We start from the raw sequence: 11,731 nt of genomic DNA, 5'->3' as shown, positions 1-11,731 counted from the left end.
ACGGGCCTGTACCCGGTGGCCGCCGCGTGGTCCACTGGGTGGGTGCCTGAGGAGGACGAGATCGTCGGACTGTGGAGTGCGGAGGCCGGGTACTACTCGGCGATGGACGACGAGGTCTTCGCGTTCTGGCCCGACGGGACGGGTTTCGTGGAGTATGCCCGGCCGTACGTCTCGGACTGTGTGGATTTCCGCTGGACCCGGCTGAGCCCGGGAGTGCTTCGGCTGGAACCGTTCCGGCGCACCTTCGTCGAGGACGGCGACGTCTTCGCCAGCGAGGTGCCGGCGGCCGAGGATGCCGCGTATCGGATAGATCTGGAGGATCGGCCGCTCGAGGAGGCCCCGATGCTCGCGATGTATCTGGCGGCGTCGTTCGTGATGTACGAGGATCAGGGCCACGGGTTGGCCACGCGCACACCGTCGGAGCGGCTGCGCGACCCGCAATGGCGGCTGGGGGAATGAGATCCGGCGCGTGGCGGCGAGCGGTACCGGGCCGCCGCCACGCGGGGCTGCACTACTTCGCGACGGCCTTGCGCGCGGCGGACAGGATCGGCTTGATCAGGCCGCGCAGGGCGCCCGCCATGATCCGGTCGGGCACCGGGATTTTCGGGTAGGACGTCATCGTGTAGCTCACCAGCGTGCCGCCGTCGGCATCGGCGAAGGTGATGATTCCGATGTGCTCCTTCACGGGAGCGCCTGCCACGATCTTGTATTCGATGCGCTCGCCGGGGACCAGGGCGGTGGTCTCCTCGATGACGCCGACACCGCCGAGTCCGACCGCGTAGCGCGCGCCCACCCCGTGGGGTTCCCCGCTGCCGGGCCTGCGCAGGGTGAAGTTGATCGGCAGGTAGGCGTTGACACTGTCGCGTGCGGCGAACAGTTGGTACACGACCTCACGCGGAGCGGGGACGACGGTGTCGACCGTGGTGCTGGCCATGACGAATCTCCTTACTCGGAAGTAAGGAGAAGCATATCGGGATGTTTCCGGCCAAACGGCCACCGGCGTCATGTGCAGCCAGGCGCATATGCTATCAGTCGGCGCGCCTCCCGCATGTGGTGATAGCACACGGCCATCATCGGAGCTCATGAGGATGCCGACGCTGTCGTCGAGGAGCACCGAAACGCTACCGGGCCTGACCGGGATCGCCCGGGTGGACCGCAACACGCGCCGGTTGCTGAAGCGTGTCGGCCCCGGCGACATCGTGGTGCTCGACGAGATGGATCTGGACCGCCTCACCGCCGACCGGCTGATCGAGTCCGGAGTGGTGGCGGTGGTGAACGCCTCGCCGTCGATCTCCGGCCGGTACCCGAATCTCGGTCCGGAAGTACTGGTGGCCAACGGAATTCTGCTCATGGACGCGGTCTCGCCGGACCTGTTCGGCCGGGTCAAGGACGGCAGCCGGGTACGGGTGCACGACGGTGTGATCTACGCCGACAAGCTGACTCGCAAGGAGCCGGAGTCGCTGATCGCGGGCCTGGTCCTCACCGAGGCGGCGGTCGCCGAGCGGATGATCGAGGCGCGTACCGGCCTGGTGGACCATCTGGAGGCGTTCGCGGGCAACACGATCGAATTCGTGCGTACCGAAAGCGCACTGCTCATAGACGGTCTCGGGGTGCCGAAGCTGGAACTGTCGATGCGCCACCGGCATGTGGTCGTCGTCGCCGACGGACCGGAACACCGCGAGGACCTGGCCGCGTTGAAGCCGTTCATCAAGGAGTACCTGCCGATCCTGGTCGGCGTCGGCCGCGGTGCGGATGCGCTGGTGCGGGCCGGGTACCGGCCGGACCTGATCGTCGGCGATCCGGAGGAGATCACCTCGCGCACACTGGAATGCGGGGCCGAGGTGATCCTGCCCGCCGACACCGACGGGCACGCAAACGGTTTGGAGCGCATCCAGGATCTGGGTATCGGCGCGACCACCTTCCCGTCGTCGGGTTCGGCGGCGGATCTGGCGCTGCTGCTGGCCGATCACCACGGTGCGGCGATGATCGTCACCGTCGGTGCGGCGGCGGCGCTCGACGACTTCTTCGATCGCAGTCGGCGGCAGTCGAATCCGGCCACCTTCCTCACCCGGCTGAAGCTCGGGCCGAAGCTGGTCGACGCGAAAGCCGTGGCGACGCTGTACCGGCATCGCTCCTCGATGTGGGCCGTCTCCCTGGTGGTGCTGGCGGCCCTGGTGGCCATGATCGTCGCCGCGATGGTGGCACACGCCGGTGGCCCGGTGGTCGACCACCTTCTCACCGTCTGGCATCACCTGCGGGTCTGGTTGCACGGCCTGCTCACCGACAACAGATAGGGGGCACATGATTTCGTTCCGTCAGCACGCCGTGTCGATCGCGGCGATCTTCCTCGCCCTGGCGGTCGGACTGGTGCTCGGCGCCCAGGCGCTGTCCGGCGGGCTGCTGTCCTCGCTGCGGTCGGACCACGCGCAGCTACAGCAGCGTGCCGACGGGCTGGCCGAGACCAACGGCCGGCTCGCCGATCAACTGAACGCCTCGGACGCGTTCCTGGCCCGCTCGGGCGGGCGGATCCTCGGTGGCGTGCTCACCGACCGCAGCGTGCTGATGTTCACCACCCCCGATGCCGACACCGGTGACGTCGACGCCGTCACCCGGGCGCTGACCGCGGCCGGTGCGGTGATCACCGGGAAGATCGCGCTGACCGACTCGTTCATCGATTCCGGGCAGGGCGACCGGCTGCGCACCGCGGTGACCAACATGATTCCCGCCGGGGCGCAGCTGTCGACCGCCGCGGTCGACCAGGGCAGCCTGGCGGGGGATCTGCTCGGGGTGGCGCTGCTCACCGATCCGGCCGGGGGCGCGCAGCGCTCCACGCCGCAGGAGCGCACGCTCATCCTGGACACGCTGCGCGGCGGCGGTTTCCTGACCGCGGGCGAGGTGCAGCCGGCCCAGGCGGCGGTGCTGGTGACCGGGGAGGGCGCGCGGGCCGCGGAGAACAACCAGGGCTCGATCGTCGCCCGCTTCGCCGGCGGGCTGCGCGGGCGGGCGGCCGGGGTGGTGCTGGCCGGCCGGCCCGGTGCGGCCGCCGAGCCCGGGCCGATCGCGGTGGTCCGCACCGACGCACAACTGGCCGCCACAGTCTCCACCGTCGACGACACCGATCGTGAGATCGGCCGCCTCACCACCGCCCTCGCCCTCGGCGAGCAACTCGCCGGTGGCACCGGCCGCTACGGGGTCGGGCCGAAGGCCACCGCGTTCACCGTCGCGGCTGTGCCGCACTGAGAACGGAGCGGCTGTGCCGCACTGGGAACGGAGCGGCTGTGCCGGGCTGGGAACGGAGCGGTTGTGCCGGGCTGGGAACGGAGCGGTTGTGCCGGGCTGGGAACGGAGCGGTTGTGCCGGGCTGAGAACGGAGCGGTTGTGCCGGGCTGAGAACGGAGCGGTTGTGCCGGGCTGAGGGCTGGGACGCTGTGCTGGGGTGACGGCTGGGCCGCTGTGCCGGGGCGACGGCGGATATGCGGCGTATTCGCAGCATTCGGGTCGGCGGTGTGTGCGGTGCGGGTGGGGGAGTCGTGGTGGGTGGGGCGGATGTGACGGCTGCGGAGTCAGCCATCGTGTGGCAACCATGCGTGGCGTGTGATTCGTCAACGATTTCCGTGTTACTGTGAAGTCCCGTGGGTCAATCACGGATTCCGGCGCGTTCGCCCCTTCAGTCACATCACGTGACTACCAAGCACATCTTCGTCAGCGGCGGGGTGGCCTCCTCGCTCGGCAAGGGACTTACGGCCTCCAGCCTCGGCCAACTGCTCACCGCGCGCGGATTGCGCGTCACCATGCAGAAGCTCGATCCGTACCTCAATGTCGATCCCGGCACCATGAACCCGTTCCAACACGGCGAGGTGTTCGTGACCGAGGACGGTGGCGAGACCGACCTCGATGTCGGTCACTACGAGCGATTCCTCGACCGCGACCTGTCGCGTGACGCCAACGTCACCACCGGGCAGGTCTACTCCACGGTGATCGCCAAGGAGCGCCGCGGCGAGTATCTCGGCGATACCGTGCAGGTGATCCCGCACATCACCGACGAGATCAAGAATCGCATCCAGGCCATGGCGGGGCCCGACCTGAACGGGCAGATCCCGGACGTGGTCATCACCGAGATCGGTGGCACCGTCGGTGACATCGAATCGCAGCCGTTCCTCGAGGCGGCCCGGCAGATCCGGCACGACGTCGGCCGGGACAACGTGTTCTTCCTGCACGTGTCGCTGGTGCCGTATCTGGCGCCCTCGGGCGAGCTGAAGACCAAGCCGACCCAGCATTCGGTGGCGGCGCTGCGCAGCATCGGTATCCAGCCCGACGCGCTGATCCTGCGCTGTGACCGCGAGGTGCCGCAGCCGCTGAAGAACAAGATCGCGCTGATGTGCGACGTCGACGTCGACGCCTGCATCTCCACCCCGGACGCGCCGTCGATCTACGACATCCCGCGCGTACTGCATCGTGAGGGCCTCGACGCCTATGTGGTGCGCCGGCTCGGCCTGCCGTTCCGCGATGTCGACTGGACGGTGTGGGGCGATCTGCTGGACCGGGTGCACAATCCGCGGGAGGCGGTCACCGTCGCGCTCGTCGGCAAATACGTCGACCTGCCCGACGCCTATCTGTCGGTCACCGAGGCGCTGCGCGCGGGCGGCTTCGCCGCGCGGGCGAAGGTGAACATCCGCTGGGTGCAGTCCGACGACTGCGAGAGCGCCGCCGGTGCGGCCAAGCATCTCGAGGACGTGCACGCGGTCCTCATCCCGGGCGGTTTCGGTATTCGCGGTATCGAGGGCAAGGTGGGTGCGATCCGCTACGCCCGCAGTCACGGCATCCCGCTGCTGGGGCTGTGCCTCGGCTTGCAGTGCGTGGTCATCGAGGCCGCGCGCTCGGTGGGTCTGGCCGACGCCAACTCGGCCGAATTCGAGCCGGAGACACAGCATCCGGTGATCTCCACGATGGCCGATCAGGAGCAGGCGGTGGCCGGTGAGGCCGATCTCGGCGGCACCATGCGGCTCGGCGCGTATCCGGCTGTACTGCAACCGGGTTCGGTGGTCGCGCAGGCGTACGGCGGCACCGAGGTGTCCGAGCGGCACCGGCACCGTTACGAGGTGAACAACGCCTACCGGGATCGGATCGCCAAGAGCGGCCTGCGGTTCAGCGGTACCTCGCCGGACGGGCATCTGGTCGAGTTCGTCGAGCTGCCCGCCGATGTGCATCCGTATTTCGTTGCCACCCAGGCGCATCCGGAGTTGAAGAGCCGGCCGACCCGGCCGCATCCGCTGTTCTCCGGGCTGATCAACGCGGCGCTGAAATACCGCGCGGCCGAACAGCTTCCGGTGGACATTCCGGACGAGGTGTCCGTCGACGAGGGTGAACGGGTGGCGCAGTGAGCGAGCAGGGGGGAAGTCCGGACGAGGCGGGCACCCACGAGTTCGAGCGGGTGTCGACCAGCACGGTCTATTCGGGCGCGATCCTGGCGCTGCGGCTGGATCAGGTGGTGATGCCCGGCGGGCACGTCGCGCAGCGCGAGGTGGTCGAGAAGTACGGCGCGGTAGCGGTTGTCGCCGTCGACGACGACGGTGATCTGGTGCTGATCGACCAGTATCGGCATCCGATCGGCCGCCGGTTGCTGGAGTTGCCCGCGGGCCTGCTCGACGAGCCGGGCGAATCGCCGCTGGCCGCCGCGCAGCGAGAGCTCGCGGAGGAGACCGGCCTGGCCGCCGAACGATGGTCGGTGCTGGTGGAGATGGCGCTGTCGCCCGGTTTCACCGACGAGGCGCTGCGGATCTATCTGGCCACGGGCCTGTCCGAAACCCACCGTCCGCCACCGGAAATGGAGGAGGCGGACCTGCGGGTGCTGCGCCTGCCGGTGGACGAGGCGGTACGGGCGGCGCTGTCCGGTGAGATCGAGAACGCCACCGCGGTGGCCGGTGTACTGGCGCTGGCCGCGGTGCGGGACAGGGGAATTCGGCCTCGCCCGGCGGAGACGCCGTGGCCGGGGATGCCGACGGACTTCCTGGAACGGAAGTCCGCCGGCAACGGGAAGGGATAACGGCCGCCCGGGCGGGATGCCCGGACGGCCGCCCGGATCAGTTGGCCGAGGGGCCGGCCTGCGGAGCGAGAACGAAAGCGCTACGGCCGCTTTCGTCCATGCTCGTATCCAGCACCTTGTCGTCGAGGAAGGCGGCTGCCTGCTCGTCGAGGAAGACGCGGGACCCCGCGGTGTCCACGATCCGGTCGTGCTCGGCAGGCGCCGAGGCGACCGCGAGTTCCAGCGTCTGCGCACCGTCGTTGGTGGAGATCCGCAGGCCCGCATCCTCGGCGGTACCCGCCGTGGACGTGAGTGAGCGCACGGCTTCGACGGCAGTGGGAGTAAGCATCAGCATGTTGTCATCTCCTTTCGGTTCCCGAGTGGCGAGTAACCAGGGAGGCAGCGGTGAAACCGGAGGAGACGCGATCCCTCGCTCAACCGTGATGCGGCAGCCCGGAGACGGTGTGCTCGGCCTGGGCGAGCGCCTCGGCGAGCAGGCGCAGCACGTGGCCGCCGGACAGCCGGTAGAGACGGGCGCGCCCGTCGGCGCGCTGCTGCACCAAGCCGACCAGGCGTAGCTTCGACAGGTGCTGGCTGGCGGCGGTCGGCGTGCATTCGGCGGCCTCGGCCAGCGCGGTGACGCCGAACTCACCGTCGCGCAGGGCCCACAGCAGCCGTAGCCGGGTCGGCTCGGCGAGCATGGACAGCATGCGCACGGCCTCGTCCACCTGTCGGCCGGTCAGCCCTTCCTCGTGTCCGGCGGGCGTGGTCCGCGTGGTCGTTTTGCCGATGCTCATCGCGTCGCCCTCCTGTCGCGGCCTTGCCCACCCAGTGTGACATCGCCTGCTCGCGGCACCGGCACCGCCACTTTCTCATCTTCACGAATGCGAAGATGAGTGTATATTTTCGGCTATGGGTTTCGTTGCTCCCGCCCTGCTCGCCGCGGCTGCGGGCGCCGGCTTCGGACATGCGGTGCTGCCGGATCACTGGGTTCCGCTGGCGGTGGTGGCCCGCGCCCGGCGCAGCCCGCTGCCCAAGGTGTTGCGGCTGTCGCTGCTGGCGGGTGTGGCGCACGTGGCCTTCTCGCTGCTGCTGGGCGCGATCGTGATCGGGGTCGGTGTGCAGTTCCGCGGGATCGTGGAGCGGCGGGAGAACCTGATCGTCGGTGGACTGCTGATCGCCACCGGGGTGGTGTTCGCCGCGCTGGAACTGGTGGGCCGGGGGCACGGGCACAGTCACGACCAGGCGGGCGGGCACAGCCACGGCGGCCGGGCCCGTGGTCGCCGGGTGCACAGCCACAGCCACGGACCTGCGGACCGGCACGGTCATGATGGTCACGAGCACGAGCACGAGCACGAGCACGAGCACGGTCACGAGCACGAGCACGAGCAGGGCCGCGGCCGGGTGGGCCGGTTGCTCGCCTTCGTGGTGCCGTTCGGTGCGGCCGCCTCGCCGGATCTGACGATCCTGCCGGTATTCCTGGCCGCCGGGGCGGTGAGCACGACCGCCGCGGTCGGCACGCTGGTGGTGTTCGCTCTGGTCACCATCGGCACGATCGTGGTGGCCACGGCGCTCGGCGCGCTCGCCGGATATCGACTGCGCAGCGCGCGGATCGATCGGAACGCCAACCTCCTCACGGCCGGGGTACTGGCGATCATCGGAATCCTGGTCGCGGGCAATATCGTCTGAGCCGCCACCCGGATCCGTACGGAGTGCCGGTGGTCACGACGCGTCGTTCGCCGGGTCGCGATCGGCGGCATCGGTGACATGGTCGACCGCGCGGGCTCAGGCCCCGGTCAGTTCCCGCAGGCAGGGGCGCAGCAGGTCGAGGATGTGCTCGGGGTCGGCTGCGGCGAGTGCGGACGGGCGCAGCAGGTGGCGGTTGAGGACGACGCCGAGGATGACGGCGCCGATGAGATCGGCCCGCAGCCGGCTGTCGGGTGCCTCGATGCCGGTGGCGAACCGTTCCTGTTGTTCCTCCAGGGCCCGGCGCAACTCGTCGGTCGCCTCGGGGTGGGTGAGCATCGAGCGGAGCAGCGCCAGCGAGGCGGTCGGCTCGTTCTCCAGGCGCGAGGCCAGCATGCCGAGCACGTACTCCAGCGGGTCCTGCCCGTCGAAGGCGGTGTCGGCGTCGCGGACGCACGCGGTGAACAACTGCTCCTTGGTGCCGAAATGCTGCATCACCAGGGCCGGATCGACCTCCGCGGCCGCCGCGACGGCGCGGATGGTGGTCCGTTCGTAGCCGCGTTCGGCGAACAGATCCCGCGCGGCCGCGAGGATGCGATCGCGGCTGCGGCGGCCGCGCTACGCACGACGTCCGGACGGCACGCTCGATTCGCTGTATCGGCGGCTCTGCGACGCCAATTGGCTACGGGTGGTGGCCATTTCGGTGGTCGCGGTGTTGCAGGCCGTGCTGCTGGCGCAGGCGCTCCGATAAGATCGCCACCGGCTGCGCGGTTTATTCCGATCGGCGGTGTCATCACTCCGGCGCAGACGCGAGTCGGTTTCGATCGGCGAGATTGTCGGTGGGGGCTGCAATGATGGGGTCCATGACTATTGTCCATGCCGTTGCGGCCCCGCCGCTGCCGGTGCGCGCAGCAGCAGCGTCCGGGCTACTACGGCTATCGCCCCGATAGGCGGGTGATGCGGTGCTGGCGCGGCAGATCGGGGCCTACCTCGACCATATGACGGTCGAGCGGGGTGCCGCGCGCAACACCCTCAGTGCCTACCGGCGTGATCTGGACCGATATCGGGAGTTCTTGACACAGCGCGGAATCGGCGGCCTGGCCGAGGTGCACGAGGCCGACATCGCCGATTTCATGGTGTCGCTGCGGGCCGGCGAGTACGGATATCCGCCCCTGGCGGCCAGTTCCGCGGCGCGGGCCCTGGTCGCCGTGCGCGGGCTGCATCGGTTCGCGGCCGCCGAGGGGCTGGCCGCCGCCGATGTCGCCCATCCGGTGAAGCCGCCCACGCCCGCCCGGCGGCTGCCGAAAGCCCTTCCCTACGATCAGATCTCGCGGCTGCTGGACGCGGCGGGCGGCGGCGTGGCCGGTAGTGGCCCGCGCGGCCTGCGCGATCGGGCGATGCTGGAGTTGCTGTATTCCACCGGCGCGCGGATCTCCGAGGTGGTCGGCCTGGACGTCGACGATCTGGATGCCGCCGACCGCGCGGTGCTGTTGCACGGCAAGGGCGGTAAGCAGCGCATGGTGCCGGTGGGCCGGCCCGCGCTGGCGGCCGTCGACGCCTATCTGGTGCGTGGTCGTCCCATGTTGTCGGCGCGCGGGCTCGGCAATCCCGCACTGTTCCTGAATGTGCGCGGCGGCCGGTTGTCCCGGCAGAGCGCCTGGCAGGTGTTGCAGGATGCGGCGGGCCGGGCCGGGATCGCGGCGGCGGTGTCGCCGCACACCCTGCGGCACTCCTTCGCCACCCATCTGCTCGACGGTGGCGCGGATGTCCGTGTGGTGCAGGAGTTGCTGGGACACGCCTCGGTGACCACCACGCAGATCTACACACTGGTGACGGTGAACACACTCCACGAAGTGTGGGCGACGGCACATCCACGGGCCCGCTGAATGCGAATCGTCCCGATAATCTGGAAGGTCGGGTTGTGATCGGGGCGGTGACGTTCGCGACACGCCCACGTCGGGGGCGGAAGTGACGGATGATGTAATCCGTGCTCGGCCAACGAGGTCCGGCGCGCCGGGACGAAGCCGTGCGCGACGCGCTCATAGGGGCAGGCTCACAATGCGTGTCCGAGCGTCGCTCTTGCGCTTCTAGGCGGTAGCGTCTATGAGGTCCCGGTGCGCTGCGGCGGTGCTGCACTTTGCCCGACGCCGGCGCTGGGCGACCGCCCTGCTGCGATGGGGGCGGGGCGAGGCAGGAATATCGAAGGAGCAGCGGATATGACGACAGCCGATGCGTCGGAGCAGCCGATGCGAGCTGCGGCAGAACCGCTTTCGAATACCCGACCAGGCCAGCGGATCGAGCAGGCGGCCCAAACATTATGGGAGGCTAAAGACATCGTGGCGGACGGCACCGAAATCGGACCGACCGGACGCCCGTTGCGCGACATCCCCGCTCCACCCCCGGTGTCCCGCAACGGTGACGCGTTGATCGTCGCCATGTGCAACCAGAAAGGCGGCGTCGGCAAGACCACATCCACCATCAACCTCGGTGCTGCACTCGCGGAGTACGGCCGCAGAGTGCTGCTCGTCGACCTCGATCCGCAGGGTGCGCTATCCGCGGGTCTGGGTGTCGCGCACCACGACTTGGATCTCACCGTGCACAACCTGCTCGTCGGCGGCCGCGCCCGCATCGACGACGTCCTGCTGAACACCAAGGTCGACGGCATGGACCTGCTGCCCAGCAACATCGATCTGTCGGCAGCGGAGATCCAGCTGGTCAACGAGGTGGGCCGGGAGCAGACCCTGGGCCGTGCGCTGGCACCGCTGGGCGACCGCTACGACTATGTCCTCATCGACTGCCAGCCGTCGCTGGGTCTGCTGACCGTGAACGCGCTGGCCTGCGCCGACGGCGTGATCATTCCGATGGAGTGCGAGTACTTCTCGCTGCGCGGTCTGGCACTGCTGACGGACACGGTCGAGAAGGTGCGGGACCGGTTGAACCAGCGGCTGACCCTGGACGGCATCCTGGTCACCATGTTCGATGCGCGACTGCTGCACTCCCGGCAGGTCATGAGCCGGGTCGTCGAGGTGTTCGGGGACCTGGTCTACGACTCGGTGATCGCACGCACCGTCCGGTTCCCCGACGCCAGTGTGGCGGGGGAGCCGATCACCACCTGGGCGCCGAAATCCGGCGGCGCCGAGGCCTATCGCGCGATGGCACGGGAAGTCATTCACCGGTCGGGCCGTTGAGCGATACCGAGGGATCGGCCGGGTTCCATCTCCGGCTGAGCAACTTCGAGGGTCCCTTCGACCTGTTGTTGCAGCTGATCAGCCAGCGCCGCCTGGACGTCACGGAAGTGGCGTTGCACCAGGTCACCGATGAATTCATTGCCTACACTCGCCAGCTCACCGCGAGTCTGGATCAGGACACCACGCTGCGCGCGGACAAGATCCTCGACCAGACCACGGAATTCCTGGTGGTGGCGGCCACCTTGCTGGACCTCAAGGCGGCGCGGTTGTTGCCGTCCGGCGAGGTGACCGACGAAGAGGATCTGGCACTGCTGGAGGCTCGGGATCTGCTGTTCGCCCGGTTGCTGCAATACCGGGCGTTCAAGCAGGTCGCCGAGCTGCTCGGTGAGCTGGAAGCGGTGGCGCTGCGGCGTTATCCGCGTGCGGTGTCCCTGGAGGACCGGTATCTGGCGTTGTTGCCGGAGGTTACGCTCGGTGTCGACGCCGCGGCGTTCGCGCAGGTCGCCGCGGCGGCGTTCCGGCCGCGGCCCAAGCCGCGGGTCGGGCTGGACCACATCCACACCCACGCCTTCTCGGTGGCCGAGCAGGCGGCGCTGGTGCTGGAGTTGCTGAAGGCGCGCGGCGCCGGTAACTGGACCACGTTCGGGGAGGTCTGTGCGGGCTGTGACCTGCCGATCCAGATCGTGGCCCGGTTCCTGGCGCTGCTGGAGCTGTATCGAGGGAAGACGATCGAGTTCGACCAGCCCGACCCACTCGGGCCGCTGGCGATCAGCTGGATCGGGGAAATAGACGAAACGGCACCGATGGTGACGTTCGAGGAGGATTACGGGTGACG

14 protein-coding genes are annotated in these 11,731 nt (G+C 69.1%); 10 read left to right on the top strand and 4 right to left on the bottom strand.

The window, feature by feature from the left end; translation table 11 throughout:
• Positions 1 to 42 precede the first annotated feature (42 nt).
• Entirely contained in the window at positions 43 to 459 is a 417-nt protein-coding gene (locus tag LBW94_RS38755) for a hypothetical protein (protein ID WP_225057827.1), read from the top strand.
• 52 nt (positions 460 to 511) lie between these two features.
• Here LBW94_RS38755 and LBW94_RS38750 read toward each other — a convergent pair whose 3' ends face one another.
• Positions 512 to 934, bottom strand: a complete 423-nt coding sequence (locus LBW94_RS38750; protein WP_225057828.1) for an SRPBCC family protein — start codon at positions 932 to 934, stop codon at positions 512 to 514.
• Between the two features lie 148 nt (positions 935 to 1,082).
• On the opposite strand from LBW94_RS38750, the gene steA reads away from it, so the two are divergent.
• The 4 genes from steA to LBW94_RS38730 all read left to right on the top strand — a co-directional run bounded on the left by steA (position 1,083) and on the right by LBW94_RS38730 (position 6,043).
• Positions 1,083 to 2,294 (top strand): putative cytokinetic ring protein SteA, encoded by a 1,212-nt coding sequence (gene steA / locus LBW94_RS38745; RefSeq protein ID WP_225057829.1) that lies wholly within the window; start codon positions 1,083 to 1,085, stop codon positions 2,292 to 2,294.
• A gap of 7 nt (positions 2,295 to 2,301) precedes the next feature.
• On the top strand, positions 2,302 to 3,240 hold the full coding sequence (locus tag LBW94_RS38740) for a copper transporter (protein ID WP_225057830.1): 939 nt from the start codon (positions 2,302 to 2,304) through the stop codon (positions 3,238 to 3,240).
• 392 nt (positions 3,241 to 3,632) lie between these two features.
• On the top strand, positions 3,633 to 5,381 hold the full coding sequence (locus tag LBW94_RS38735) for a CTP synthase (RefSeq protein ID WP_416277043.1): 1,749 nt from the start codon (positions 3,633 to 3,635) through the stop codon (positions 5,379 to 5,381).
• Positions 5,378 to 6,043, top strand: coding sequence for an NUDIX domain-containing protein (locus LBW94_RS38730; protein WP_225057832.1), 666 nt, complete (start codon positions 5,378 to 5,380; stop codon positions 6,041 to 6,043). Before LBW94_RS38735 ends, LBW94_RS38730 begins: the two co-directional genes overlap by 4 nt.
• Positions 6,044 to 6,080: 37 nt before the next feature.
• On the opposite strand, the gene LBW94_RS38725 is transcribed toward LBW94_RS38730, so the two are convergent.
• Both LBW94_RS38725 and LBW94_RS38720 read right to left on the bottom strand, forming a co-directional pair.
• Entirely contained in the window at positions 6,081 to 6,377 is a 297-nt protein-coding gene (locus LBW94_RS38725) for a hypothetical protein (protein ID WP_225057833.1), read from the bottom strand.
• Between the two features lie 79 nt (positions 6,378 to 6,456).
• Positions 6,457 to 6,819 carry an ArsR/SmtB family transcription factor gene (locus LBW94_RS38720; RefSeq protein WP_225057834.1) on the bottom strand — a complete coding sequence of 121 codons (363 nt, stop codon included), beginning with the start codon at positions 6,817 to 6,819 and terminating at the stop codon, positions 6,457 to 6,459.
• Positions 6,820 to 6,934: 115 nt separating this feature from the next.
• Between LBW94_RS38720 and LBW94_RS38715 the strand changes: the two genes are divergently transcribed.
• Positions 6,935 to 7,711 carry a hypothetical protein gene (locus LBW94_RS38715; RefSeq protein ID WP_225057835.1) on the top strand — a complete coding sequence of 259 codons (777 nt, stop codon included), beginning with the start codon at positions 6,935 to 6,937 and terminating at the stop codon, positions 7,709 to 7,711.
• 96 nt (positions 7,712 to 7,807) lie between these two features.
• Here the strand turns inward: LBW94_RS38715 and LBW94_RS38710 are convergent, their stop codons facing one another.
• Positions 7,808 to 8,203: a hypothetical protein gene (locus tag LBW94_RS38710; protein ID WP_255634290.1), complete on the bottom strand. Its 396-nt coding sequence runs from the start codon at positions 8,201 to 8,203 to the stop codon at positions 7,808 to 7,810.
• Between the two features lie 97 nt (positions 8,204 to 8,300).
• Between LBW94_RS38710 and LBW94_RS38705 the strand changes: the two genes are divergently transcribed.
• From LBW94_RS38705 to LBW94_RS38690, 4 genes are all read left to right on the top strand, one after another.
• Positions 8,301 to 8,459 (top strand): hypothetical protein, encoded by a 159-nt coding sequence (locus LBW94_RS38705; RefSeq protein ID WP_225057836.1) that lies wholly within the window; start codon positions 8,301 to 8,303, stop codon positions 8,457 to 8,459.
• 211 nt (positions 8,460 to 8,670) lie between these two features.
• Entirely contained in the window at positions 8,671 to 9,594 is a 924-nt protein-coding gene (xerD, locus tag LBW94_RS38700) for a site-specific tyrosine recombinase XerD (protein ID WP_225057837.1), read from the top strand.
• Between the two features lie 330 nt (positions 9,595 to 9,924).
• Positions 9,925 to 10,896 (top strand): ParA family protein, encoded by a 972-nt coding sequence (locus LBW94_RS38695; protein ID WP_416277042.1) that lies wholly within the window; start codon positions 9,925 to 9,927, stop codon positions 10,894 to 10,896.
• Positions 10,893 to 11,729, top strand: coding sequence for a segregation and condensation protein A (locus LBW94_RS38690; RefSeq protein ID WP_225057838.1), 837 nt, complete (start codon positions 10,893 to 10,895; stop codon positions 11,727 to 11,729). Before LBW94_RS38695 ends, LBW94_RS38690 begins: the two co-directional genes overlap by 4 nt.
• Positions 11,730 to 11,731: the final 2 nt, after the last annotated feature.

Origin of the sequence: Nocardia sp. alder85J (genome assembly GCF_020176955.2) — a bacterium.
GTDB lineage: Bacteria > Actinomycetota > Actinomycetes > Mycobacteriales > Mycobacteriaceae > Nocardia.
The sequence above is the reverse complement of the archived record's forward strand: the minus strand, read 5'-3'. Positions and strand labels throughout refer to the sequence as shown.

Excerpts from the sequence above, each read along its gene's own strand:
- steA (WP_225057829.1), top strand. The coding sequence starts at position 1,083 with ATGAGGATGCCGACGCTGTCGTCGAGGAGCACCGAAACGCTACCGGGC.
- LBW94_RS38740 (WP_225057830.1), top strand. The coding sequence starts at position 2,302 with ATGATTTCGTTCCGTCAGCACGCCGTGTCGATCGCGGCGATCTTCCTC.
- LBW94_RS38750 (WP_225057828.1), bottom strand. The coding sequence starts at position 934 with ATGGCCAGCACCACGGTCGACACCGTCGTCCCCGCTCCGCGTGAGGTC.
- LBW94_RS38715 (WP_225057835.1), top strand. The coding sequence starts at position 6,935 with ATGGGTTTCGTTGCTCCCGCCCTGCTCGCCGCGGCTGCGGGCGCCGGC.
- LBW94_RS38705 (WP_225057836.1), top strand. The coding sequence starts at position 8,301 with ATGCGATCGCGGCTGCGGCGGCCGCGCTACGCACGACGTCCGGACGGC.
- LBW94_RS38725 (WP_225057833.1), bottom strand. The coding sequence starts at position 6,377 with ATGCTGATGCTTACTCCCACTGCCGTCGAAGCCGTGCGCTCACTCACG.
- LBW94_RS38710 (WP_255634290.1), bottom strand. The coding sequence starts at position 8,203 with ATGCAGCATTTCGGCACCAAGGAGCAGTTGTTCACCGCGTGCGTCCGC.
- LBW94_RS38695 (WP_416277042.1), top strand. The coding sequence starts at position 9,925 with ATGACGACAGCCGATGCGTCGGAGCAGCCGATGCGAGCTGCGGCAGAA.
- LBW94_RS38720 (WP_225057834.1), bottom strand. The coding sequence starts at position 6,819 with ATGAGCATCGGCAAAACGACCACGCGGACCACGCCCGCCGGACACGAG.